Source organism: Ureibacillus galli (genome assembly GCF_014836845.1).
Taxonomy (GTDB): domain Bacteria; phylum Bacillota; class Bacilli; order Bacillales_A; family Planococcaceae; genus Ureibacillus; species Ureibacillus galli.
On record NZ_JACSQA010000001.1, the window covers coordinates 218,764 to 242,958 of the forward strand.

The window sequence follows — 24,195 nt, forward strand, 5'->3', positions numbered from 1 at the left end:
AAACAATCTTATTTATTCGTGAATCCTTTTAATTTATCGCCAATAACATCACTGAAAGAGAAACCAGTGTTTTCTTCTGGTAATTCGTAATCAAACTCTTCTTCTTTTACCGGATTATTTTGAAGATCTTTAATGCTTAATGATAAACGTTTTTCAGCTTCATTTACATCTAATACTTTCACTTCCACCTCTTGACCTTCTTTTAATTCTTCATGAGGTGTATTTATATGTTTATGTGAAATTTGCGAAATGTGAACAAGCCCTTCCACTCCAGGGAACACTTCAACAAATGCACCGAAGGATACTAAACGTTTAACAGTACCTGTTAAAACACTACCCTTTGACACCCGCTCTTCAATATTAGACCAAGGTCCTGGTAACGTATCTTTTATCGATAAGGAAATACGTTCATTTTCCGGGTCAACCGATAGTACTTTAACTTTTACCGCTTGGCCTTCAGCTAAAACCGTACTTACATCGTCCACATGCTCATGGGAAACTTGTGAAATATGCACTAAACCATCAACACCACCAATATCTACAAAAGCTCCAAATGGTGCTAATCGTTGTACAGTACCATCTAACACATCACCAGCGTGAATTTCTTCAAATACTCTTTTCTTTTTATTCGCTTTTTGATCTTCGAGAACCGCGCGATGGGATAAAATTAATCTCCCTTTTTCTTTATCTAATTCAGTAATTTTAAACGTTAATGTTTTACCTTTGTAATCTTCAAAATCCTCAACAAAATAATCTTCAACTAGAGATGCAGGAACGAAGCCACGTACGCCCAAATCAACAACTAGGCCACCTTTCACAACATCCTTCACTTCTGCTTCAAATATTTCTCCTGATGCAAATTGTGCTTCAAGCTTATCCCAAGCTTTTAGCGCATCCACTTTGCGTTTTGATAATACAAAGTTTTCCTCTTCCACTTTGGTAATCATCAGCTCTAGCTCATCTCCAACTGCTACTACATCAGAAGCTTTTTCGATATGCAAGCTTGAAAGTTCGCTGATTGGTAATATCCCATCGAAAGGAGCACCTTCAATCGAGACGGTTACTGCTTTATCATCCACTTGAGCAGCAACACCTTTCACAATATCTCCTTCACGAAATTCTTGGTTTGATCCTAAGTTCATTTCTTCAGACATATGTAACCCTCCTTCGCATCTTCCAATTTCTATTTTATTCGAAATTGTCCATAAAAACAAAAAATTTTCCTTTATTATCAAAAATTTTGTAAAAAATATTTTTTATACCTATTTGAGAAATAAAGTTTATTCCACTTTTTGCTTTGCTAAAGTTAAAATTTCGTTCGCCGCTTCTTCGATGGATAGTGCGGTCGTATCCAAATAAATAGCGTCTTCAGCTTGGATTAAAGGTGACGCTTCACGTTCGCTATCCAATTTATCTCGAAGAGCGATTTCTTCTTTTAGTTTTTCTATTGTGGATGGAATACCCCGTTTTTCATTATCGATAAAACGTCTTTTCGCCCTTTCTTCAACAGAAGCAGACATAAAGATTTTCAACTCAGCATCCTTTAAAACATGAGTCGCAATGTCTCGTCCATCCATTACAATTCCACCATTAGCTGCAAGTTGCTGCTGTTTTGCTACTAAGATTTCCCGAATATTCGCATGGGCAGCGACTTGACTAACATTTGCTGTGACTTCGTTTGAACGGATTAATTGTGTCACATCTTCTCCATCTACGAAAACAAGTTGTCCTTTTGAAGATGGCTTTAGAACAATATTTGTTTTTAATAACATTGCTTCTAAAGAGTCCGCATCGCTTAATTCTATGTTTTGATTTAATGCTTTATACGTAACCGCACGGTACATAGCTCCAGTGTCTATATACGTATAGCCTAAGTTTTCTGCTACAATTTTTGCAATCGTACTTTTGCCGGCACCTGCTGGGCCATCAATTGCAATTTGAATTTTTTTAACCATAATATCCCTACTTTCCCTGTACATTGTACCATATTTACTCAGTAATTACTTTCTCAAAAGAGCCTTAAATATAAAATGTCCGTTAAAAGAAAAAAGCCTCTATTAAGAAATAGGGCTTTTTAAAATGGGACTCGATTCTTTTTTTCTTACCATCAATTGTCGTTCAAAACAAAATCGAACAATGTATTGCTTATCCACTTCATCCGTTTCTGCAAGTTGTAACGATGCTAGTCGCATCGTACCCCTTTCAAAAATTCGAATGACTTCTGCTTTAGTTCGTACATATCGCATATCCCCATTAGCAAAAGGTAAAACGATAGTTAATGGAACGATTTCACCTTCATGAAAGGGTACTTCCGATTTAAGGCGAAGTAATAAACCACCAGCACTTATATCTTCGGTAACAAATTGAAAATATTCATTGTTATATTCAATTGCTACATCTGTTGATGTTTGAACTCTAACAAATTCCCGTCTTTGAATTTTCATAATTTCTTCCTCAGTAGGAAGAGATAACATGACGGTCGGAATAGTCCCCATTTTTCTACCGATTACTTTCGTTTTAAAAGCATAGCTTATGTTACTTTCTGAGATAAATGTTACATAATATGGGGATCCATCTACTAAAAAGGCCGTTTTTTGTGTAAGCGAACTTTTTGGATAATCAATATAAATAATATTCTCTTTTATTTCAACGATTTTACAATGGAATTTCCCAACTTTTTCCATATTCTCTTGTTCTAAAGTTAATACAGTACCAACTTTAAGCTCCATAGTATCCCCTCGCACAATAATAATAACTAATTATTGCACGAATACCCGTTTTTTTCTAGGGAGTTTAACATTTTATCTACGGCATATATTCAACTTTTAAAACATCATGATTTTCTGTATCTACGACAATTCTAAAGGTTTCGTTTTGTTTACTATCAAATCTCGCGATGACTTCATAACATTTTCGAAGTTGGAACGCTTCATTTTCAGTATAAATTAATTTTTCTTCTTCCACATGAGTTCCCGGGCGGAAGAACGTTTCCCAATTAATCGGAACGACTTTTTGATCCTCGTTTATTTCTTCCCTTTGAACATACTCCATTGCATTTAATCCTAATAACTCGCCACTATCTTTCGATATTTTCAATTGAATACCATCCGGATATACAAGTGCCTTATCTTCACCGACTACTCTTGCTAAAGCAATATGCCATGCTTGGTGGTTTTCGCGCATTTCAACTATTTGTACATCGTTATAACCAGCACGCTTTAAAAAATCGTTGGTTAAATCTCTAACTTGTTGTTGACTTACACCCTTTTGTTCTTGAATAGGGCGTTCAGATAAGAAGGATAGAATATGGCCGCCTTTTACAGTAATATCGGCATAACCAATTCGACTACCTTTTACAAATTGAATATGATAAAACGGATAAGGTGCATCTTCTTTACTTTTCGTCACAGTATAGGTTGCATCTTTTATTCCTGGAATCAATATTTCTAATTTCTCAATCGCTTGTTCTTTCGTAATTTCTTTATCATCTAAATTTTGAAGATCCCTTTTCTTTAACCAATCTGATTCACTTGCTGTTAAAGGGAAATCCGTTTCTGAATAAGATTTTAAATTGGAAGCAACATTTTTAAAAGGTGATTGCTCAGTATCTTTCTCAGCTACATTTGTCCATTGAGATATATCAGCATCATTTTGATAGAAATTTGAAGTAGCAACTGTCCATTCGTCTGATAGTGACTGTAGGTTTTGATTTACTACTTGCATTCGATCATGCCAACCTTCAAAATCACGGTTATCTGAAGCATATTTAGCTTCTTCACCGATATTCCCAACATACCGGAGCCATTCGTTTGCTACATCCCTACTTAAAGGTAAACTACTAATCGTAGAACGAAACTCATTACTTATTCTCCAAATGTTATCAAGTTCTGCCTCTAGTGCTTGTTGGTCTTGAAATAGTAAAGATTGAGAGACAGAACGTTGCAGTGTAGATAGTTTTTCAGAAGCATTTGTTAATGCGTTTGTATATTGGGCTTGAACGGTTTGTTCAAGTTGCGTATTTTGTTGTCTAACTTCAAATGAATATAACCCTAGCGCTAACACGGCAATGGAAAGTAAATAGATAGCACTTTTCATGTTGTCCCTCCTTTAATAACAGAATATATGTTCACCGATTTTTTTAATTTGTGGCCTAGACCATATCCAAGCACTTGTCGCTGTTTCTGGGTTAAAGTAATAAAGTGCATTTTCAGTAGGATCCCAACCATTCATTGCATCTAATACGGCTTCTCGTGCCCTTTCATTTGGTGTTAGCCAAATTTGACCATCGGCTACCGCTGTAAAAGCACCCGGTTGGAAAATAATTTCCGAAATTGTATTTGGAAAATCTGGTGACTCGAGTCGGTTTAATATAACGGCTGCAACGGCAACTTGTCCTTCGTAAGGTTCACCACGAGCTTCTCCATAAACAGCATTTGCCATTAATTGTAAATCTCGTTCTGTATATTTGGTTGGAAGCTGAACATCTGTACTTTCAGATGAGCCTGCTCCTGCAGTAGTCTGTTGTGCTAAAGGCACGCCACCATAATGGGTAAAACGATTTCCGTTTTCAATTTGTTCATGTACCCAATCTCTATGATATTCACTAACTGAAACTAACTGTTCCTTTGTTTTAGCGCCCGCTATTCCATCTATATTAAGTTCGTATTGTTCTTGGAAATTTCGAAGAGCCCAATATGTCCCATAACCGAATATCCCATCAATTTTCCCATTATAGAATCCTAAGTATTGTAGCCTTGCCTGTAATTCAATCACATCATCTCCAAAAGCTCCACGTTCCACTACTTGACCTGAAAATGCGAATGTTTGATTTGGATTTACTACAGCTAATGTGCCAAAAATTAAAATGACAGACATAAAGATACTTCTTACCATGTATTTCACTCCTTTCTCATAGCATGTAAAAAAGAATTCGTTTTATACGTTTTGCCAAATAAAAAAGGTTGATTCATTTTTTGTCTGAATCAACCAAATTTCCTTAAAAGCGATACTTCCATTAGTTTTTATTCTCGCCTTTAGTTTCATTAAATTTTATTTTGTTCAAATAAATGTTGCAGTAAATGTTGATGGGCTAATTTTACCTTTTTTAAGGCAAGCCACCACAAATAAAACATAAATGGTGCAATTAAATATACCCAGTAGCCTTTAAAGGAAAGTATGGAGTTATAAATGATATGTAGTAAAAATGGTGTTAAAATAGAAAGAATTAAGTACTCTGCTTTTTTATCATTGTTAGCAAATTTACTTTTACCAAAGTAATAACCCATTACAACACCAAATAATGCATGACTCGACACAGGTAAAATCGCTCTCATAAAGGCAGTATCGATCCCAAAGGATAATAAATATAAAACATTTTCAACCGTTGCAAATCCAAGAGAAACACTCGCTCCATATAGAATACCATCATACGGGTCATCAAATTCAATATGTCTGAGAATAACAGTAAAGATGACTAGCCATTTAAAAAACTCTTCTAGTCCACTTGAAAATAACACTTCCGTGATAAAAGGATTAGAAAAAGTTTCTTCCGTCTTTACCACATATTGTATAAACATAATTGGAAAAGTAATTAAAGTTCCAAAAAGAAATGCTTGTAACAGCGTTTTTCTAGGCTCCGTCGCCATCTGATTTCTCAAATAAAAATAACTAAGCAGCGCTAACCCAGGAGCAATCGCAGCAGAAAACAATATGAACATTTTTTGGCTACGCTCCTTTCAAAACTCATTAATGTTATTATATCATTATTAGCTCACGAAAAAATGAATTAGAGGGGAATTTTTATGGTAAAAAATATTTTATTACTACATACAGGTGGTACAATTTCAATGAAAATGAATGAGAAGGGGGCAGTTCTTCCAAATGAAAAAAACCCTCTTTTAGGAGTTAGTGAACAACTCTCAAAATATGCGAATATCCGTGAAATGGAAGTATTTAATTACCCGTCACCGCATATTACACCGAAAGAAATGCTTTACTTGCGTGATACAATTGTTCAATACACTCAAGAACATGAAGTGGATGGTATCGTCATTACCCACGGAACAGATACATTAGAAGAAACTGCTTATTTTTTAGATTTAACAACTCAGTTTGAGTTTCCTATTGTATTAACTGGTGCGATGCGTTCATCTAATGAACTTGGTGCAGATGGTGTCTATAACTTAGTGGAGGCCATCCAGGTTGCTTGCAGTGATGATGCAAGAAATAAAGGTGTACTCGTTGTGATGAATGATGAGATTCACCAAGCCTTTAACATTACTAAAACTTCAACATCTAGCGTAAACACTTTCCAAAGCCCACAGTACGGACCGATTGGGTTAGTAACGAAAAAGATGGTACACATTCACCAAGCACCAATTAAAAGAAGATATGTAGAAGTTAACTCCTTTGAAAAACGGGTTGCTTTATTAAAAGTATATGCTGGAATGGAAAGAGATCTAATCGAAGCTATTTTAGACTTAAATTATGATGGTGTTGTACTTGAAGGATTAGGGCAAGGGAATGTACCGCCAGATGTTGCAGTCGGTATTCAGAAATTACTAAAAGCGAATATCCCAGTTATATTAGTTTCCCGTTGCTTTAATGGAATCGCTGAGGGTGTTTATGGATATGAAGGTGGCGGCAAAAGTCTAGAAAACTTAGGTGTGATATTTGCCACTGGAATTAATGGACAAAAAGCACGCTTAAAACTTCTAATCGGCTTGAATCAACAAAATAAACCAATCGATTTAAAAGAATTTTTTAATTAAATAAACGTTTAATAAATGTATTAAAAAATAATCTTATCCCCTTTAAGTAAAAAAACTTACTATGTGCTGTATAGAACCATTTACTTAAAGGGGATTTTTCATACATAGGAAAAGGAATTTTTTACACATAGGCTTTTTTGATTTTAATTCTTAACAGTTTAATGGTAAGGAAGTACATTTTTTGCAATAGGATTCAGCGTTAATCAGTGTATTTGCCTTATCAAAAAAATATGTATACTTTGACTAACTTAATCTCAAGAAACCTACCATTGTATTTCTAAAAAGACTCCACCATCTGGCACAAATCCATACCAACACCAGATGGCTTCTTTGTCTTTTTAAAGCGTCTCCCTTAAAGAAAAAGGAGAGCTCTTTTCCTTTTCAACATATCCGAATCTATGGAAAATCGTTAAATCAAAGCTTATTTTTTCATTTTTCGTGATATGTCCTTCGCGATAAATCCTCCATGAAACTTTCCATTTTCAATAAAAATTTCATTCGCATTATTTCCCGCTGCAAGAACACCCGCAATATATAAATTTTCTATATTCGTTTCCATCGTTTCCACATCATACAACGGTCTTCCTGTTTCAGAATCAATTTCAACACCGATTGCACGGATAAAATGATGATCCGGATGATAACCTGTCATCGCAAAAACATAATCATTTTTAATAACTTGCTCTATTCCGTTCGTCGAAAGGACAACTTCTGTTTCCCGGATTTCTTTGACAACAGTATTAAAATGCATCGTGATTTCTTCATTTCGAACAAGGGATGAAAATTCTGGTAAAATCCATGGTTTAACACTTGGAGAATAGTCACTACCTCGATAAGCAACGGTAACTCTTGCCTTTGCCTTATGTAATTCAAGGGCAGCATCCACTGCAGAATTTTTGCCACCAATGACGAGTACATCTGTGTCGAAAAATGGATGGGCTTCTTTAAAATAATGAAAAACTTTTGGTAAATTTTCACCTGGAATATCCATATAATTCGGTTGATCATAATAGCCTGTTGCAAGGATAACATACGGTGTTTCGTATACCTCTTTATCGGTTTTTACCGTAAATAACTGCTCTCCCTTTATGACAGATTCCACTTTCTCAAAGGCATTGACTTGAATGTTTTTCATTTTCACTACTTCTCGATAATAGACAAGCGCTTGATTTCGATGGGGTTTACGTTCCTCTATAATAAAAGGAACATCGCCAATCGCTAATTTTTCGCTAGTACTAAAAAAAGTTTGATGGGTAGGGTAATGATAAATCGCATTCACCACATTCCCTTTTTCAATAACAATTGGTTTTAATCCGATATTTTGTAATTCAATTGCAGCCGATAAACCACAAGGACCTCCCCCTACGATGATTGCGTCTACTTTTTGCATCTTAACCTCTCCTTAAAACAACTTACCACATGAAATATTTTTACTTTTTTATTGTAACACGAAAATGCAAATCAATAATGTGACACTGGGGTTTTGCTCCTAAACGGAATGGTACCATCGTCGTACCATATCCATTACTAATTAGTGTAAAAACCCCATCTCGAATAGAAAATGATCCATGGGGTAACATTCCGATTGAACCTAATCGAATTTGGCCACCATGGAAGTGTCCGCCTAACATTAATTTGGTATGGAAGTTTTGGCGTACTTCACGAAATACTTCTGGATTATGGGAAATAAAAATAACATTTTCCTCTCCTCCACACTTTTCAAAAGCAAGATCAAAATTTTCATTTTCCGTCGATGTATCATCTATCGCACTTAACCAGCATTTATTCTTAATATTTTCTAATAGAATAGCGTCATTTTCTATAATGTGGACACCAGTCTCTTTAAAAATGTTTCGCAACCTTTGTTCGCCAACTTCACGGTCATTATTTCCCCACACAAAGTATAACGGACCTAACTTTTGAAGAAGTTCAATATTTTGATAAATACGTTGAATTGGTGTTCGTTTATCGGCAAAGTCCCCACCAATAATGACCGCATGAAAACGTTTAGAAATTTGTTCGATCATTGGGACATCAATTTTCCTTAAATGGACATCTGAAATGAAAAAAATAGAAACTTGTTCCTGTTCACCATGTAAAGTGATTTCATGGCGTAATACATTGTTTTCATTCGCTTGTTTATACATAAAGAGCAGTAAAAACATGACGATTAAAATAAAAAAGATAAAGAAAAGAATTGTTAACCCTCCCTTTCAAAAACAAAAAGACGAGGTAATTTACCATCGTCTTTTTAGTATATTCGGTTTCACCCGAATATGTAATCGTTATACAGATGAGATTAATGCAAATTAATGAATCTGTCCACTAAAAGGAAAGGTTATCATGGAACAGAACAAAGGAAAAATGTGTTACGGTATAACTAAAGTTTGCCCTACGTAAACGTCATTTGAAGATAAATTATTTGCTTGTTTAATTTTCTCCACACCGCTTGCATCGTTATAGTACTTCAATGCAATTCGGAATAAATTTTCGTTTGCTTGTACTGTATGTACTTTACCGCTCGTTTGTTTTTTTGCCTCTTGTTCAGCTTGTTTTTTTGCTTTAGCCTGTTTTTCTGCTTCTGCTTTCTTCGCTGCTTCCTCGGCGGCTTGTTTTTCCGCTTCTGCTTTTTTCGCTGCTTCTTCGGCCAGTTTTTCCGCCTCTGCTTTCTTCGCTGCTTCTTCGGCGGCTAGTTTTTCCGCTTCCGCTTTTTTCGCTGCTTCCGCTTCAGCAGCCTGTTTTTCTTCTTCTTCTTCTTCTTGAACTACTTCCGGTTCTTTTTCTTTCGCACTTGCAGATACTGTATTGTTTGTTTGAAACTCTACAATCGTATCATTATTTTTTTCTACCTCTGCTACTTCATGTTTGCCTGGATCATAAAAAGCAGATACATATATGAGTAACAACAACGGTATCCCCAGTAGTAATATAACTAGTACATTCATTAATGAAAATTTTCTTTTATTCTTTATCTTATTTCGATTAGATCGTGACATTCTAGATTTTTTTTCTTCCATTTCGATTGTTTGACGATGCTCTTCGATTTTTTCTCTGTAATCTTCATTACTCATAAGTGCCACCTCCAAAACTATCTTTCTCTAATTATGACGAAATTTCTTTAAAATGTAAATAATCGGGGAGAATATTTTAATAGATTTTTGTCGACAAATCGATATTTTTAACATATATTTACGAAAAACCTAATAGGATATTTTCAAGCCTTCTTCTCCAAGAAACAGTTGGTTCCTTGTAATCGGATTGTTCCCTTTTACGAATAATATCTTTATATTCTAAACCACAACATTCACAGCAATTAGATGGTTTTTCCATTAAAGTTTGTCCAAAATAATGAACAAGCTTTTCCCTCATACAACTTTTTGTTTGAATTAATTGTAGCACTTCTTCAACAGCTTTCATTTTATCGTTTTTCATAGCATACAATTGTTGTTTTACTTCATTCGGATGAAACTGATGCATCCAATAATCTAATACTCGATAAGCTGTTTCGGAAATTTCTCCATTTTGAATCATTGTTGATGGTAATTCATCTTTTCTACGATACTCAATATAAAGATCTACGTGCACTTCATTTGGAAAATCATCCATACCGACAAATTTCGCAAACTCATCATCTCCATCCGCAAAAAGAAGCATTGCGAGTGCATCCCTACCATCCCGTCCAGCTCTTCCTATTTCTTGCATATAATTGGCAACATTCGATGGGATTGACTCATGAATAATTTGCCGAACATTTTGTTTATGTACGCCCATGCCGAAAGCATTCGTCGCAACAATCCACTCTAACGAACCATCGATAAATTGCTGTTGAATGAATTGTCGATCTAATGGATCTTTTCCACCATGATAGGCAGCTGTTGAGATTCCCATTTGAAGTAATCGTTCACTTATACTCTCTGTTTTTGATCTAGACTGGGTGTAAATAATTCCGGGTCCCTCAGTTTCGATTACATGCTCCAATATCCAATCCAATTTCTCTTCTCTATTTTGAAACATCTTTCTACCTATATGGATATTTGGTCGATCAACAGAATGAATAAATGTATATGGATTATTCATCTTTAAATAGAATTCAATATCACCAAGCACTTTATTTGTAGCGGTTGCGGATAAAGCTAAAATCGGTGGCCGATTTCCTTTAGCCGTTACTTCACCAATTCTTAAATAATCCGGTCTAAAATCAAATCCCCATTGGGAAATACAATGGGCTTCATCTACAACAATCAATGATAATTCCATTGAAATTAACTTCTGTTGAACTTGCTGTTGAAGTAACATCTCAGGTGAAATAAAAATAAACCGATATTGATGTAAATGTTGGATTGTTCCTTTTTTCTGACTGGCGTTTAAAAAGGAATTTAAGGCCACTACCCTTTTTTCCTTCAATTGTTTAATTTGATCCACTTGATCTTGCATTAACGATAATAATGGAGAAATAATTAATACCGGCTTATTAAAAATATAGCCTGGAAGCTGATAGCATAAAGATTTCCCCATACCCGTTGGCAAAAGGGCAATGACATCTTTACCATTTACTATTTGTTCGATTACTTCTTTTTGACCCGGGCGAAAGGATGTATAGCCAAAATGTTGTTCTAAAACTTTCTCAAGTTCCAACTTCTTCCCCCCTCGCTAATACAAGTCGTATTTGAAAATAGGATAAATGAGGGACGACCTCATGTAAAATCTTTAGTTTTCTTGTATTATAATCATCGACTGCCATCATTACTTTTTTAACATCTTCTGTCGAAATAAATTGTTCGATGGAAAATTCGGGGTCATTCATGGCAATTTCAACGATATGGTCTTCAATTGTGCTAATCTTTAATCGGCGAATATGACTAATCTCTTCCATTGAATACCCTTTACGAAATAGTTCAGCTGTTTGATATGCTGACCCGCTTAATGGAATGATAACTCGAATGTCTTTTGCCAGCTGATGTAATAATACGTATTTCTCCGAATGGTTTAAAATATGCGTAATCCAACTATGTAAAGTAGAAATATAAATTAATTGAACATCCATTTCAGTAAGTTTTTCTTGATAGCTAATTTGCTGCCAAGTTAAACCCGCTGTTTGAAAACCCGCCAAACGATTTATCACAATTGTTTTAGCCCGTTCTTCTAAATTCGAACTTTCAAGACTAGATACCATTTCCTCGAATAATTTTTGTTGTAAATGGCCTTCCTTATAATTGTTCACAACTAAAAACTGTCGAACCCATTGTTGAATTTGTTCGTCCTTTTGAATAGGACTAAAAGACATTTGATTCTCTCCTTGGTGAGATAAGGATTGCACAATCAAAGAAAGTCTAGCAAAAAAAATATGTTCATTTCCTCTGTAATACCACCCATTAAAAAAGTAACCTTCACCAATTTTTGCTACTTCTTTTGCTCTTTCTGTCAGTAGGTAGCTTCCTTCATCAAATACTTTAATATATTGCTGTTCGATTAATGAGTTTAGTATGTCGTTATAATGCTGCCTTGATAATTTTGGTAAAATACTGAAGAACTTATGTAAATGGTAAATTCCCACATCTTGTATTGTTTGACCTGAACGTTTTCCTTTAAGTAAATGGAAAGGTGCGGAAATCGTTCGTTCTTGATTGAAATTGTGGAAAATTTGTAAAAGAATTTGTTCGAAAATCAAAAATCAACCCCTCCATTTCGTAGTATTATGTTGAAAAGTCGATTAAACAGTTTTAGAATAGAAAAGAAGCTTGATTGGAGCGCACGTTAAAAAGGAGAGAATACTATGCCAAAATATACAATTGTTGATAAAGATACATGTATTGCTTGTGGCGCTTGTGGTGCTGCAGCCCCAGATATTTATGATTATGATGATGAAGGAATTGCCTTCGTTATTTTAGATGATAACATGGGTACAGCTGAAGTACCAGAAGATCTACTAGAGGATATGCAAGATGCATTTGAAGGCTGTCCGACAGATTCTATTAAAGTGGCGGACGAATCATTTGAGGGCGATCCTTTAAAATACGAATAATATTTTATTTAAAAAGGTAGGTAAAGGGTTCACCTTTACCTACCTTTTTTACTTTGCCTCACGAGACTTTTTAAATAAATAAGATGCTAATAACAAGAAACAGCCTAATCCAAAGGCAGTATAATAATTAATGTGAATAGCTGGACCAAAAGGTTTAACAAAAATATTTAAAAGTATAACGCCTGCCCAAACTAAACCAAATATTATTCCAAGACCCCAAGTAACTTTGTTTTTCTTCTTCTTGTTCGTAAATGCACTCTTTTTTAATACGGCAAATATAAAATAAATGAGACCGACTAAGCTTCCGACAATTAGAACGATAGAGACTGACGCCGTACCCAAATAAATTGTAGAACCTTCCTTTAGAATTAAATCCGGAGCTCCCCATGCAACTAAATACCAACCAAATAATGTTAATATTATTTCCAAACTAAACCCCATCACTTTTTTTACGGATTCATTTGGAAGAGATTCGATAATATCTTGAGCTAACTGTTGAGGCGCCTTTCCAAACACTTCCTCTGCCCTTTTCCCCTCTTTTTGTGCCTCTAGTAAGTGATCTAACATTTCTAGCAACACTTCTTCTGTTGCCTTTTCATCTTTGAATGCATTTGTTCGAATGTATAAAAGCATATTTTCATAATATGTTTTATTTTCAGGTGTTAATAAATTGCGTTTTTCATTATTTTGTTTCACCATTTTCTTAACTGTTAATGTCATTCTCTTCACCTCTTAATATATTAGTAATTGGTCTACTTAATAGCTCCCATTCCTCACGTATAGATTCTAGAGCCTTCTTCCCTTCATCGGTCAAAGAATAATATTTCCGATTCGGACCAGCATCGGAAGGACGCATTTTTCCATTAATCCACTGACTTTTTTGCAAACGTAATAATACTGGATAAATGGTACCTTCACTGATATCTTTTAAACCAAGCTGTTGAAGTTTTTGAGACAATTCATAGCCGTATACTTCTTCTTTTTCGATAACCGATAAAACACAACCATCTAAAATACCTTTTAGCAACTGACTTCTTATGGACAACCTAATTCTCACCTCACTATTTGGCTTTGCAAGATACCTTCACTAATAACTATATTGCATAACAAAATAGTAGTCAACTATTTTGTTATGCAAGTTACTCAAATAGCATTGATATTTCATTGTAGAACTGTTAAACTGAAATTAGTAGTTGGTACTAATAACTGATATAACATTATCGATAAAGGGGTACATTGGATGGATATTTTACAATTAAAAGACAAAAATATTGTCGTAATGGGTGTTGCAAACGAGCGTAGTATCGCTTGGGGAATCGCAAAGAAACTTTTAGAAGTTGGCGCAAACGTTATTTTCACTTACCGAAAAGAACGTTCAAAAGGAAAAATTGAAAAAGTTTTAGCTGATTATGCAGAATATAAAACGGCCGTTATTGAATGTGATGTAAACAGTGATGAGAGCATATCAAAAGCATTTACTCAAATTGGCGAAGAATTTGGTGTAATTCACGGAATTGTCCATTCCGTTGCTTTTGCCCATGCAGAAGATTTAAAAAATCGTTTTGTTGAAACGACTCGTGAAGGTTATGCCTTTGCTCAAGATACAAGTGCTTATTCGCTAATCGCCGTTGCAAAAGCTGCCCTACCATATATGACAGAAGGTGCTTCTATTGTCACAATGAGTTATTTAGGTGGACAACGTGTTCTTGAAGGATATAACGTAATGGGTGTGGCAAAAGCTGCATTGGAATCAGCAATGAAATATCTTGCGTCAGATCTTGGTTCCCAAGGTATCCGTGTAAACGCAATTTCTGCAGGTGCAATCCGTACATTAGCTGCGAAAGGTGTTCCTAGCTTTAACACAGCATTACACAAAATCGAAGAACTATCACCATTAAAACGTAATACAAACCAAGAAGAAGTAGCAGATATGACTTTAGTTATGTTAAGTAACTTGTCACGCGGAGTTACAGGAGAAACGATTTACGTTGATTCTGGCTACAATATTATGGGTTAAAGTATTTAGGACTTCTCTATGCATCATTGCATAAAGAAGTCCTTTTACATTTACTTACCTAATTTTTCTAATAATAGTTCTTCGGTAACCGGTCCAATAATTTGTTCAACAACTACCCCTTCTTCATTCACAATAATACTTGTTGGAATTGTAAGAACTTCATAAGCAATAGATGCATTCCCGTCTTCATCTAATAGAATTGGAAAGGTAATTCCATGCTTGTCTGCAAATTGTTTCACTTTTTCTTTGTTCGTTTCTAAATCTGTAGCATTAACGGATAAAATTTCTACATTATGTTCTTTAGCATACTTTTCATAAAATTGTTGGATTGTAGGCATTTCTTCAACACATGGAGGACACCACGTTGCCCAAAAGTTAATAAATACTTTTTTTCCTTTTAAATTTGAAAGTTTCACTGTTTCACCAGATAATGTTTTCAATTCAAAATCAGGCGCTTTCTTATTCATCGTCCGAACTTCTGGTTGTATACTTTCCTCTTCATGGGTATCATTGTCGTCATGATTATGGGCATGTCCTTCTTCTCCCTCAGTATCGCCCATAACTGGTTCTTCAATGATTCGATAAGAAATAGCAGGATTTTCTCTTCCGGACCCTTCCTCATCACTTGGAAGTTCCTGCAACAAATTCGATTGAATTGCCTGATCAATGGTTAATGTAGTACCTTTCGATTCGGCCATATTTGAATAAATTGTAATGAACAGAACAATGACAATAACTCCCGTTAAAACAGTAGAAAATAATCTTTTTTTCAATCAATAACTCTCCTTATGATGCATAATTATCATTAGTATATGAACTTTATTAAATATCATGTAAAGTTCAAAAATATAAAAAAACCCCATTCAACTGACACTCCAAAAAAGTTGGAGTACAGTAATGGGGCGTTTATAACGGTAAATTAATACATTTTTAAGTATTGATCGCGTTCCCAAGGATGTACAACTGTACGGAACATATCATATTCAATTTCTTTCGCTTCTTTAAAGTTCGAATAAATGTGTTCACCTAAAGCACCTTTAATCACTTCATCTTGTTCTAATTCTTTTAAAGCTTCTAATAGTGATCCCGGTAAACTTTCAATACCATTTTCTTTTAATTCTGAAGCGTTCATCACGTAAATATTACGATCTACCGCAGGTGGTGGCGTTAAACCGTTACGAATTCCATCTAAACCAGCTTCTAAAAGTACCGCTAACGCTAAGTATGGGTTTGCAGCTGGGTCAACTGAACGTAATTCAACACGAGTAGATAATCCACGAGATGCCGGAATACGAATTAATGGTGAACGGTTGCGTGCAGACCAAGCGATATAGCATGGTGCTTCATATCCTGGCACTAAGCGTTTATAAGAGTTAACTAATGGGTTTGTTACTGCTGTAAATGCTTTCGCATGTTTCATAATCCCTGCCATAAATGCACGGGCAGTATCAGATAGCTCTAACTCTGCATTTTCATCCCAAAACACATTTTGGTTTCCTTTGAATAATGATAAGTTCGAGTGCATACCAGAACCGTTTACACCGAATAATGGTTTTGGCATAAATGTCGCATGTAAACCATGTTTACGAGCTATTGTTTTAACTACTAATTTGAAAGTTTGAATATTATCACATGCTTCTATAGCATTTGCATATTTAAAATCAATTTCGTGTTGTCCAGGAGCTACCTCGTGGTGAGAAGCTTCAATTTCAAAGCCCATTTCTTCCAATTCTAATACGATATCACGTCGGCAGTTTTCACCAAGATCCGTTGGTGCTAAGTCAAAGTAACCCCCATCGTCATTTAATTCTAATGTTGGTTCACCCTTTTCATTCAATTTAAATAAGAAAAATTCTGGCTCAGGTCCTAAGTTAAAACTTGTGAAACCTAGCTCTTCCATGTTACCTAACACACGTTTTAAATTTGATCGTGGGTCTCCAGCAAATGGTGTACCATCTGGATTTACAATATCGCAAATCAGTCTCGCTACTTTCCCCTTTTCCGCTGTCCAAGGGAAGATAACAAAAGTATCTAAATCCGGTTGTAAGTACATATCCGATTCTTCGATACGTACGAACCCTTCAATGGAAGATCCGTCAAACATCATTTTATTATCTAAAGCCTTATCCAACTGGCTTAAAGGAATTTCTACGTTTTTAATCGTACCTAAAATGTCTGTAAATTGTAGGCGAATATATTTTACGCCTTTATCTTTCACAATTTGTTTAATGTCTTCTTTCGTGTACTTAGCCATTTTTCCACACTCCTAAAATTTTAAATTAATAAAATATAATTTACTCGCCTTTCACTTGAAAAAAACGAGATAAATCCCCTTGCCTTAATGACGCCTTTTGCATTATTTGTGCCTGTTGCATTTCCTCACGTAAAATGGCACGAAGTTCTGCGTCTGAAATAGATAATTTGTTAGAAGATTTTACATTGTTGGTTTTTCTCATATCAAAAACTTTTTTAATTCCGGCCATGTTAATTCCTTGATCGAGAAGTTCACGAATTTCTAATAATGCATCTACATCATCTAATGAAAACATCCTACGATTGCCCTCAGATCTAGCTGGCTCAATTAATTTATGTTCCTCATAATATCGAATTTGTCTTGCAGTTAACTCCGTTAATTGCATAACCATGCTAATAGGGAGTAACGGCATTGCTCTTCGAAACTCTCGACTCATCGACATCTCCTCCCTTTCATAGCATTATTTTAAACTATGTCATTTATAATAGCAATACCATGTTAGAAAAAATAACATATAAAATTTAGATTTTTTTTATCACATTATTAGATGAAACAATACCCCAGTATTACCAAGGGTTTATGACATAGAAACATAAAAAACCCAACGTTTTCACGTTGGGTTTTTTATGCAAAATAAGCTAACAACTGATTGTTTTCACTTTATAAAAAGAAAAAGCTGTTCATTATCGTCATTTTTTATGACATAAATGAACAGCTTTTCTTTATAGTAAATATTACGCTCGTTGATTTTCAATCCAAACTTTCATTGTACGGAAAAGTAAGACCGTGACAATCATGAGCATAATCCCTTTAATAAAGTTAAATGGTAAGATACCTAACACAATTGTTTCTTTTATATCAAAAGTACCCCATCCAAGGAAGTGAGAGTACATTGGTAAAAAGGCTACATAGTTTAATAGACTCATTCCTACTGACATAATAACCGTACCAGCAACCAAACCGAAGATTAACCCTTCTAGTTTAGGTATCTTCTTATAAAAATAGTAGACAGGTAAAATAAATAAAATACCTGTAACAAAGTTAGCTATATGACCTACCGGAACCCCTGTTGGTGTACCTGAGAAAATCCAATCTAACACATTTTTAAATAGTTCTACTAATATTCCAGCTAACGGCCCCATTGTAATCGCTGCGATTAGAGCTGGTGTATCACTAAAATCAATTTGTAAAAATACCGGGAATCCCGGTAACGGGAAGTTAATTAACATTAGAATAAAAGATATACTACTTAACATCGCAATCGTTACAAAAGATCGTAACTTAAGTTTTTGATTTTTCATTTACTTTCTCTCCTCTTTGCTGATTCAACCCGCAAGAAGAAAGGACAGTCTTCACCAATATCGTCTTCTCCATGAAAAATCCCTTATGCAAAAATGCATAAGGGAGAAAAAGGCACATTAAAAATAAGAAAATTCGTATGCGAAAACAAGCGTACTTTAAAAGGATACGCTTAATAAAAGTAAAGTCCATACGAAAACGTATAAACGATACTTTCACATACAGTTTCCTATCCACAGACGAATACTCGAGACCGTACCTTCACCTTCTCCCATCCAGACTATACTGTCGGCTTTGGAATCACACCAAATCCTGCTCAATAGAGCTCGCGGGCTTAAGAAACTATTAGCAATCCCTCCATTTTGAAGAGAATGCAGTCTCTAATACCGCCGATCGGGAATTTCACCCTGCCCCGAAGATGAATCAAATATTATTTTTTAACATTATATCTCGAAACTGAAATATTGTAAAGATGGTTCAATAGGAAAAAACAATTCCTTTTCTTTCCTATTTCCCAACGCTATTATTGAAAAACCGTTGAATATGGAATTTCGTTTGCACCAACTGGAATTGGTAATGTTGTAGCAAAATCAAAACCTTGCCATTCGGTTGGAGTAACATTTTTAAATTGTACACCCATGTTAAAACTTGCTGCAGTTAATAAAATTCCTTCAATCATTTTCATCGCTTGTTGCTGATCAAGAGTCATTAAATCTATTTGTTCTTTAAATGTAACCGTCACAACATCTTTTTCCACCGTTACTTCATAATTAACATTTGGAAGTATTACCGATTGGTAAATGTCATTTGTATTTTCTTTCATTGCAAGAATCGCTTCTTCCACCGTTGTATAATAAGCTCTAAAATTGGGCACTAAATAGCTTTGCCCATCTGGTTGTGTGTATTGAAAATAATTATATTGCGTTGATTCACCATTTAGTTGAATCGGTGTCGCTTCGCCTACTTCACTAAATATAAAGGGTGAACCATTTTCGTCTAATTGAACAACTTCATCATAACGATCTCCAAATGTATCTATTAATGACGCTGTATATGTTGTAAGTGAACCAGTTCCTAAATCATATTGTTGATCATTAGGTAAAGTATGAAGCACTTGATTGTCCTGTTCAGAAATTTCACCTATATAAGGATGATAATTTTCAAAACCAATCGCCTCTTCATTGAACAATGCTGCGTATTTATGATACAGTTCAACCCCAGTCGGTTGTACATCTCCAAAATCGGCTTGAATTCTTTCGTTTGGAATTAAAACAGTTACAGGGATACTATCTGCTGCAACACTTGCTAACCCTAATTTAAATATCGTATTTCCTTCTATTTGATCAGGATATACTGCTGTACGGAGGTCAGCTCCTTCACTTCCTAATATATTCATTTCTTGGTCAGATGAAGATTCAGTCACGAATTTTTCTGTGGCCTCTTTTGATTCATCTGAACGATCCATAACACTTGTTTCTTGGGAAGTTTGCTGGCTCATCATTGAAGGAAGTATAATAGCGATTAAACAAACTGCGGCTATTGAAATAGCAACCGGAACCCAATTAAATCGTTTCCTATTTTTCTTTAAAGGCTCCTCATCAAAGAGACCATCTTCCTTTAATCGTTGAAAGATTTCATCCTTTGAACGTTGATCATGAATTTTCGGTGCATTAGATAATAAATTTTCGATTTTGTCGTCATCCCATTGATCATGAGTCATGTTGATTCGCCTCCTTTTTAGACGTTGTTAAAAATTCACGGAGTTGTTTAATTGCTCGATGCTGTGTCGTTTTTACTTTCCCTTCCGTCCAATTTAAAACTTCTGCCGTCTCGGTAATGGATAGTTCTTGAAAATATCTCATAATGATGACCATTTTTTGATCACCAGTACATTTTTCTAACGCTATTAATAAATGCCTCATATCGTCATTAAGCTCAGTGAAACTTTCAGGAGATTTAGTTGGTGATACTAACTGTTCTGTTTCCCAATTAAATGTATTGAAAGTATGGGAAGATTGAACAGTATTTTTCCTAAAATAATCGATGGCTACGTTTTTCGCAATAGCAAATAGCCATGTTTTCTCAGAGCTCCTACCTTCAAATCGATCATAGGATTTTAATACTCTTACATATACTTCATGGGATAAATCTTCTGCAACTGTTCGATTTTTAACTAAGTAGATTAAAAATTGAAAGACATCTTGATGGTACAATTCATACAAACGATGGAATATGGACTCTTTCAAAATATCAGCCCTCCGTTCCTATTAATTTGTCGTATACAACATAGAAAAGTTTCATTCATTCATAATATTTCTTCTTACTCATTTTCATTATAAATAGACTTTCTAATGATATACATATAATTGTTGAGAAGATTGTCCATAAAGTACACAAAAAATACTTTAAGGACAACCTTTATTTTAACGTTTTTACATATAATGGTACAGTTTAAAAATAAAAAGTCGCCACTTATAGTAAGTACGACTTTAATTTTTCAAAATATTAATTTTCATCTAAAACTAATCCCTTTCATCCCTCTGTCCATTTCTAATTAAAACCCGTAAGTTATTTATTTCATTAATGAATTCAATTCTTGTCTTTCTTTGGTGTGATATATAAAGAAGTAAATTGGGCTATGATTTTTGTTCTAATTGTTTTACGACCATTTCGATTGCATTAATTCTTCTTAATAAATCTCTATGAAGCATTTGTTGTTTCTCTTTTTCTTGCAATACTTTGTTCTGTTCATCAGTTATCTTTTGAATTTCTGAAGTAAAATATTGGATATCCGACTCATTAATGGAGATACTAACTACCTTTTGTAAAACTTGCCTTTTTATTTTTAAATCTGTCTCTTGAGACTCAAGCTTTTGGATTTCGTACTGAACATTCGTACACTCATCTATAATCTCTTGAAATAATCCAAGAACATAACTCATTTAAAAGTCTCCCCCTTTTCCACACAACCTCTTTTAAATTTAGATGACTTTTCTTTTATCTTATGTAAATTTCATTCGAAAAAAACTTCTTCAATTAAAATTGTGTTATTTTTTTTAGGATATTGGTGAATGAAGCTTTTACTACCTTATCGCAAGTCTTAAAGAAGGTTTGCCAATAAAAAAGCTAGAAAACGCTGTAACAACGATTTCTAGCTACTATCACTATTCTTCTTATAATGGTAAATAGAATGTGAATGTTGTACCTTCTCCAACAACACTGTCTACATGAATATTTCCTTTATGCGCTTCTACAATGTTTTTTGCAATGGCAAGACCTAATCCTGTACCACCTTTCGAGCGGGTACGAGCTTTGTCAGCTTTATAAAATCGTTCAAAAACATATGGTAAATCATCTTGTGGAATACCTTCTCCTGTATCAGACACTTGGATTTTTGCATAGGATAATTCTTGCGTAAGGGACACTGTTACTCTTCCCTGTTTAGAAGTATGGCGAATCGCATTATCAATTAAATTCGTTAATACCTGTTCGATTCGGTCTTCATCCATACTAATTTGAACATCCTCTGATAGCTCCGTGTTAAATTGAAGATGAACTTGTCTTTCCTTAGCCACTTGTGTAAACTTTTGCGTTATTCTTTCGATTACTTGGACGACTGGAACATCATCTTTATATAAATTTGTGTAACCCGATTCCATGCGGGCTAAATCTAGTAAGTCATTTACTAAACGACCCATCCTTTGGGATTCATCATAAATAATTCGAGTCATTTCACTGCGTTCTTCTTCATCGGACACTACATCATCTAATAATGCTTCAGAGTACCCTTGCAACATTGCAATTGGTGTTCGTAGTTCATGGGATACATTCGCAATGAAATCGGAACGTAATTTTTCTAGACGAGATTGCTCAGTCATGTCACGAATAACCGCAATAGCCCCTCGAATGGATAGTTCGCTATTTTTTAATGGACTAATCGTAATTCGATAATAGGATCCACCTATTTCAAGATCTTCTTCCAGTTTATCTTCGAAATTTAATACATGATCTAACATTTCAAAAACTTCTTTCGGAATAGGACTGTCATTTTGTCCTTTTTTCCCAATAAACCATTTTTGAAGTAATTTATCTGCAGGCGGATTACTTAATAAGATAGTACGATCCCGGTTAAACGTAATGACACTATCTGTCATCGAAGTTAGTACGCTTGCTAGCTGCTCTTTTTCTTGGTTGATGACTTCTAAATGATGTTTTAATTGTCTTCCCATTTGATTAAAGGCAACGGCTAATTGACCGATTTCATCATTTTGGGTAGTAGGCAACGTTTCATCGAATCTTCCCTTTGCTAATTCAAAAGCATGTTCTCGCATTTTACGTAATGGCCAAGTAATCCGTGATGACAGGAAGAAGGCAAAGAACGTTGTTAAAACAAAGGCGATAAAAGCAGATAAGAAAACTATCTTCGTCGTTTCCTGGGATGTTTCATGTAATGCCTTTGGATTTTGGTAAATGAAAATTGCGCCATGCACTTTATTATCACTTTTTAATGGATAACTTAACACAACATAAGTTTCCATTTTCCCGTCATCGGTTTGGGAAGGTAAGATCATTTCATCGATGATTGGCTCATCCGATTCGTAAATTTTTTCAAAGGCTTTATTTTTAATAATACTATTCTGAATTACTTCTTCATTTATCGCTGTCTGAAAGGACGAAACGACTTCCCTTTCATTTGAAGCAAGAAAGGCGTTTGTATCTTCAGTTAACATTTCCTCAATAATTTCATCAGTTAACTGTTCTAAATCGTAATTATCAACGATACTAGCAATTGTAGAGGCTGTCTGACTTAACGATTTTTCTGCTTGTTCCCGATGATAATCTTCTAAAAACTCCAACATTAAAACCGTAAATACGAACAATACAAATGAAACGAGAAGCAATATGGTAATCCATAGCTTCCCGACAATACTTCTCCATATTTTAATCATTGATTACCTCAAATTTATAACCTACGCCCCAAACCGTTACAATCATTTTCGCTGCATTCTCCGAAACTCGATTTAGTTTTTCGCGTAAACGTTTCACATGGGTATCTACTGTACGTAAATCGCCGAAGAAATCGTAATGCCACACTTCTTTTAATAATTGTTCCCGGTCAAATACTTTATCTGGAGATTTAGCTAAAAAATATAATAACTCATATTCTTTTGGTGTTAAGTTTACTTCCGTACCATCGGCAGTGACACGATGTGCATCATGGTCGATTGTTAAATGTGGGAAAACCACTAAATCCTTTGAAGTAGACGGACTTGAAACGGGTGAAAACACAGATGAGCGACGTAAAATTGCTTTAACACGTAAAACTACTTCACGTGGACTAAATGGTTTTACAATATAATCATCTGCTCCTAGCTCGAAACCTTGTACTCTGTTGGCTTCTTCCCCTTTAGCAGTTAATAATATAATCGGAGTTGTTTTCTTTTCGCGTAATTCTGAACATACTTGTAGTCCATCTTTTTCAGGCATCATAATGTCCAATAGTATACAATGATAATCTTTCTCTAAAGCCATTGTAAGGGCGATTTCACCATTTTCAGCTTCATCTACTTCATACCCTTCACGTTCTAAATACATTTTTAACAAACGTCGAATACGATCTTCATCATCTACTACTAATACAGAAATATTTTCAGACATAGGTTTTACCCCTCTCATTCTTTCTCTTTACTATTGTACATTTTCATTTTAAAAATTTAAAGGAGATATAACAAAACTTCCACAGTTATGTCGTTTTGTGAGATTTTTGAAAATAGATTAGAGAAAAATTGTATGATAATTTGAAAAACTTGGTTCTATAAAGAAAGTTCTTCCC

At 34.8% G+C, this 24,195-nt stretch carries 25 protein-coding genes and 1 riboswitch; of the genes, 3 read left to right on the forward strand and 22 right to left on the reverse strand.

Features of this window, described 5'->3' with window-relative positions:
- Nucleotides 1–8: 8 nt before the first annotated feature.
- From rpsA to prsW, 6 genes are all read right to left on the reverse strand, one after another.
- On the reverse strand, nucleotides 9–1,154 hold the full coding sequence (gene rpsA, locus H9636_RS01075; protein ID WP_191705799.1) for a 30S ribosomal protein S1: 1,146 nt from the start codon (nucleotides 1,152–1,154) through the stop codon (nucleotides 9–11).
- A gap of 126 nt (nucleotides 1,155–1,280) precedes the next feature.
- Nucleotides 1,281–1,955 carry a (d)CMP kinase gene (gene cmk / locus H9636_RS01080; RefSeq protein ID WP_191705800.1) on the reverse strand — a complete coding sequence of 225 codons (675 nt, stop codon included), beginning with the start codon at nucleotides 1,953–1,955 and terminating at the stop codon, nucleotides 1,281–1,283.
- Between the two features lie 102 nt (nucleotides 1,956–2,057).
- Nucleotides 2,058–2,729: a flagellar brake protein gene (locus H9636_RS01085; RefSeq protein ID WP_191705801.1), complete on the reverse strand. Its 672-nt coding sequence runs from the start codon at nucleotides 2,727–2,729 to the stop codon at nucleotides 2,058–2,060.
- Between the two features lie 76 nt (nucleotides 2,730–2,805).
- Nucleotides 2,806–4,095, reverse strand: coding sequence for a PepSY1/2 domain-containing protein (locus H9636_RS01090; RefSeq protein WP_191705802.1), 1,290 nt, complete (start codon nucleotides 4,093–4,095; stop codon nucleotides 2,806–2,808).
- Between the two features lie 12 nt (nucleotides 4,096–4,107).
- Nucleotides 4,108–4,875 (reverse strand): spore cortex-lytic enzyme, encoded by a 768-nt coding sequence (gene sleB, locus H9636_RS01095; RefSeq protein ID WP_225230018.1) that lies wholly within the window; start codon nucleotides 4,873–4,875, stop codon nucleotides 4,108–4,110.
- A gap of 167 nt (nucleotides 4,876–5,042) precedes the next feature.
- The gene (gene prsW, locus H9636_RS01100; RefSeq protein ID WP_191705804.1) at nucleotides 5,043–5,717 is read right to left on the reverse strand and encodes a glutamic-type intramembrane protease PrsW; all 675 of its coding nucleotides are present in this window, start codon (nucleotides 5,715–5,717) and stop codon (nucleotides 5,043–5,045) included.
- 84 nt (nucleotides 5,718–5,801) lie between these two features.
- Between prsW and H9636_RS01105 the strand changes: the two genes are divergently transcribed.
- Nucleotides 5,802–6,770: an asparaginase gene (locus H9636_RS01105; protein ID WP_191705805.1), complete on the forward strand. Its 969-nt coding sequence runs from the start codon at nucleotides 5,802–5,804 to the stop codon at nucleotides 6,768–6,770.
- A 421-nt stretch (nucleotides 6,771–7,191) separates the two neighbouring features.
- Here the strand turns inward: H9636_RS01105 and H9636_RS01110 are convergent, their stop codons facing one another.
- The 5 genes from H9636_RS01110 to H9636_RS01130 form a co-directional block, all read right to left on the reverse strand.
- On the reverse strand, nucleotides 7,192–8,160 hold the full coding sequence (locus tag H9636_RS01110; protein WP_191705806.1) for a YpdA family putative bacillithiol disulfide reductase: 969 nt from the start codon (nucleotides 8,158–8,160) through the stop codon (nucleotides 7,192–7,194).
- Between the two features lie 40 nt (nucleotides 8,161–8,200).
- Nucleotides 8,201–8,917: a metallophosphoesterase gene (locus H9636_RS01115; protein ID WP_225230005.1), complete on the reverse strand. Its 717-nt coding sequence runs from the start codon at nucleotides 8,915–8,917 to the stop codon at nucleotides 8,201–8,203.
- A gap of 222 nt (nucleotides 8,918–9,139) precedes the next feature.
- Nucleotides 9,140–9,841 (reverse strand): LysM peptidoglycan-binding domain-containing protein, encoded by a 702-nt coding sequence (locus tag H9636_RS01120; RefSeq protein ID WP_191705807.1) that lies wholly within the window; start codon nucleotides 9,839–9,841, stop codon nucleotides 9,140–9,142.
- A gap of 118 nt (nucleotides 9,842–9,959) precedes the next feature.
- Nucleotides 9,960–11,405 (reverse strand): RecQ family ATP-dependent DNA helicase, encoded by a 1,446-nt coding sequence (locus H9636_RS01125; RefSeq protein WP_191705808.1) that lies wholly within the window; start codon nucleotides 11,403–11,405, stop codon nucleotides 9,960–9,962.
- Nucleotides 11,395–12,438, reverse strand: coding sequence for a helix-turn-helix domain-containing protein (locus tag H9636_RS01130; RefSeq protein ID WP_191705809.1), 1,044 nt, complete (start codon nucleotides 12,436–12,438; stop codon nucleotides 11,395–11,397). The genes H9636_RS01125 and H9636_RS01130 overlap by 11 nt, the downstream gene beginning before the upstream one ends.
- A gap of 105 nt (nucleotides 12,439–12,543) precedes the next feature.
- Between H9636_RS01130 and H9636_RS01135 the strand changes: the two genes are divergently transcribed.
- Nucleotides 12,544–12,792, forward strand: a complete 249-nt coding sequence (locus H9636_RS01135) for a ferredoxin (RefSeq protein ID WP_097072328.1) — start codon at nucleotides 12,544–12,546, stop codon at nucleotides 12,790–12,792.
- Nucleotides 12,793–12,840: 48 nt separating this feature from the next.
- Here the strand turns inward: H9636_RS01135 and H9636_RS01140 are convergent, their stop codons facing one another.
- Together H9636_RS01140 and H9636_RS01145 are read right to left on the reverse strand one after the other, a co-directional pair.
- Nucleotides 12,841–13,512 (reverse strand): DUF1129 family protein, encoded by a 672-nt coding sequence (locus H9636_RS01140; protein ID WP_191705810.1) that lies wholly within the window; start codon nucleotides 13,510–13,512, stop codon nucleotides 12,841–12,843.
- Nucleotides 13,496–13,837 (reverse strand): PadR family transcriptional regulator, encoded by a 342-nt coding sequence (locus H9636_RS01145; protein WP_191705811.1) that lies wholly within the window; start codon nucleotides 13,835–13,837, stop codon nucleotides 13,496–13,498. Before H9636_RS01145 ends, H9636_RS01140 begins: the two co-directional genes overlap by 17 nt.
- 195 nt (nucleotides 13,838–14,032) lie before the next feature.
- Between H9636_RS01145 and H9636_RS01150 the strand changes: the two genes are divergently transcribed.
- Nucleotides 14,033–14,809, forward strand: a complete 777-nt coding sequence (locus tag H9636_RS01150; RefSeq protein ID WP_191705812.1) for an enoyl-ACP reductase FabI — start codon at nucleotides 14,033–14,035, stop codon at nucleotides 14,807–14,809.
- Nucleotides 14,810–14,859: 50 nt separating this feature from the next.
- Here H9636_RS01150 and H9636_RS01155 read toward each other — a convergent pair whose 3' ends face one another.
- The 9 genes from H9636_RS01155 to H9636_RS01195 all read right to left on the reverse strand — a co-directional run bounded on the left by H9636_RS01155 (nucleotide 14,860) and on the right by H9636_RS01195 (nucleotide 24,020).
- On the reverse strand, nucleotides 14,860–15,582 hold the full coding sequence (locus H9636_RS01155) for a TlpA family protein disulfide reductase (RefSeq protein WP_191705813.1): 723 nt from the start codon (nucleotides 15,580–15,582) through the stop codon (nucleotides 14,860–14,862).
- A 146-nt stretch (nucleotides 15,583–15,728) separates the two neighbouring features.
- Nucleotides 15,729–17,063 carry a type I glutamate--ammonia ligase gene (glnA, locus tag H9636_RS01160; protein WP_191705814.1) on the reverse strand — a complete coding sequence of 445 codons (1,335 nt, stop codon included), beginning with the start codon at nucleotides 17,061–17,063 and terminating at the stop codon, nucleotides 15,729–15,731.
- A 40-nt stretch (nucleotides 17,064–17,103) separates the two neighbouring features.
- On the reverse strand, nucleotides 17,104–17,499 hold the full coding sequence (locus H9636_RS01165) for a MerR family transcriptional regulator (RefSeq protein ID WP_191705815.1): 396 nt from the start codon (nucleotides 17,497–17,499) through the stop codon (nucleotides 17,104–17,106).
- A gap of 298 nt (nucleotides 17,500–17,797) precedes the next feature.
- The gene (locus H9636_RS01170; RefSeq protein ID WP_191705816.1) at nucleotides 17,798–18,364 is read right to left on the reverse strand and encodes an ECF transporter S component; all 567 of its coding nucleotides are present in this window, start codon (nucleotides 18,362–18,364) and stop codon (nucleotides 17,798–17,800) included.
- A gap of 257 nt (nucleotides 18,365–18,621) precedes the next feature.
- Nucleotides 18,622–18,786: riboswitch (FMN riboswitch) on the reverse strand.
- Between the two features lie 99 nt (nucleotides 18,787–18,885).
- Nucleotides 18,886–20,082, reverse strand: coding sequence for a hypothetical protein (locus tag H9636_RS01175; RefSeq protein ID WP_191705817.1), 1,197 nt, complete (start codon nucleotides 20,080–20,082; stop codon nucleotides 18,886–18,888).
- Complete coding sequence (locus H9636_RS01180) at nucleotides 20,072–20,608, reverse strand: sigma-70 family RNA polymerase sigma factor (protein ID WP_191705818.1); 537 nt, start codon at nucleotides 20,606–20,608, stop codon at nucleotides 20,072–20,074. The genes H9636_RS01175 and H9636_RS01180 overlap by 11 nt, the downstream gene beginning before the upstream one ends.
- A gap of 390 nt (nucleotides 20,609–20,998) precedes the next feature.
- Complete coding sequence (locus H9636_RS01185; RefSeq protein ID WP_191705819.1) at nucleotides 20,999–21,304, reverse strand: hypothetical protein; 306 nt, start codon at nucleotides 21,302–21,304, stop codon at nucleotides 20,999–21,001.
- 231 nt (nucleotides 21,305–21,535) lie between these two features.
- Entirely contained in the window at nucleotides 21,536–23,311 is a 1,776-nt protein-coding gene (locus H9636_RS01190) for an ATP-binding protein (protein WP_191705820.1), read from the reverse strand.
- A complete protein-coding gene (locus tag H9636_RS01195; protein ID WP_191705821.1) occupies nucleotides 23,304–24,020 on the reverse strand; it encodes a response regulator transcription factor in 717 nt (238 codons plus the stop codon). Before H9636_RS01195 ends, H9636_RS01190 begins: the two co-directional genes overlap by 8 nt.
- Nucleotides 24,021–24,195: the final 175 nt, after the last annotated feature.

Excerpts from the sequence above, each read along its gene's own strand:
- H9636_RS01150 (WP_191705812.1), top strand. The coding sequence starts at position 14,033 with ATGGATATTTTACAATTAAAAGACAAAAATATTGTCGTAATGGGTGTT.
- H9636_RS01165 (WP_191705815.1), bottom strand. The coding sequence starts at position 17,499 with ATGAGTCGAGAGTTTCGAAGAGCAATGCCGTTACTCCCTATTAGCATG.
- H9636_RS01135 (WP_097072328.1), top strand. The coding sequence starts at position 12,544 with ATGCCAAAATATACAATTGTTGATAAAGATACATGTATTGCTTGTGGC.
- cmk (WP_191705800.1), bottom strand. The coding sequence starts at position 1,955 with ATGGTTAAAAAAATTCAAATTGCAATTGATGGCCCAGCAGGTGCCGGC.
- H9636_RS01185 (WP_191705819.1), bottom strand. The coding sequence starts at position 21,304 with ATGAGTTATGTTCTTGGATTATTTCAAGAGATTATAGATGAGTGTACG.
- H9636_RS01105 (WP_191705805.1), top strand. The coding sequence starts at position 5,802 with ATGGTAAAAAATATTTTATTACTACATACAGGTGGTACAATTTCAATG.
- H9636_RS01090 (WP_191705802.1), bottom strand. The coding sequence starts at position 4,095 with ATGAAAAGTGCTATCTATTTACTTTCCATTGCCGTGTTAGCGCTAGGG.
- H9636_RS01175 (WP_191705817.1), bottom strand. The coding sequence starts at position 20,082 with ATGACTCATGATCAATGGGATGACGACAAAATCGAAAATTTATTATCT.
- prsW (WP_191705804.1), bottom strand. The coding sequence starts at position 5,717 with ATGTTCATATTGTTTTCTGCTGCGATTGCTCCTGGGTTAGCGCTGCTT.
- H9636_RS01170 (WP_191705816.1), bottom strand. The coding sequence starts at position 18,364 with ATGAAAAATCAAAAACTTAAGTTACGATCTTTTGTAACGATTGCGATG.
- sleB (WP_225230018.1), bottom strand. The coding sequence starts at position 4,875 with ATGTCTGTCATTTTAATTTTTGGCACATTAGCTGTAGTAAATCCAAAT.
- H9636_RS01085 (WP_191705801.1), bottom strand. The coding sequence starts at position 2,729 with ATGGAGCTTAAAGTTGGTACTGTATTAACTTTAGAACAAGAGAATATG.
- H9636_RS01110 (WP_191705806.1), bottom strand. The coding sequence starts at position 8,160 with ATGCAAAAAGTAGACGCAATCATCGTAGGGGGAGGTCCTTGTGGTTTA.
- H9636_RS01195 (WP_191705821.1), bottom strand. The coding sequence starts at position 24,020 with ATGTCTGAAAATATTTCTGTATTAGTAGTAGATGATGAAGATCGTATT.
- H9636_RS01140 (WP_191705810.1), bottom strand. The coding sequence starts at position 13,512 with ATGACATTAACAGTTAAGAAAATGGTGAAACAAAATAATGAAAAACGC.
- glnA (WP_191705814.1), bottom strand. The coding sequence starts at position 17,063 with ATGGCTAAGTACACGAAAGAAGACATTAAACAAATTGTGAAAGATAAA.
- rpsA (WP_191705799.1), bottom strand. The coding sequence starts at position 1,154 with ATGTCTGAAGAAATGAACTTAGGATCAAACCAAGAATTTCGTGAAGGA.
- H9636_RS01115 (WP_225230005.1), bottom strand. The coding sequence starts at position 8,917 with ATGTATAAACAAGCGAATGAAAACAATGTATTACGCCATGAAATCACT.
- H9636_RS01120 (WP_191705807.1), bottom strand. The coding sequence starts at position 9,841 with ATGAGTAATGAAGATTACAGAGAAAAAATCGAAGAGCATCGTCAAACA.
- H9636_RS01190 (WP_191705820.1), bottom strand. The coding sequence starts at position 23,311 with ATGATTAAAATATGGAGAAGTATTGTCGGGAAGCTATGGATTACCATA.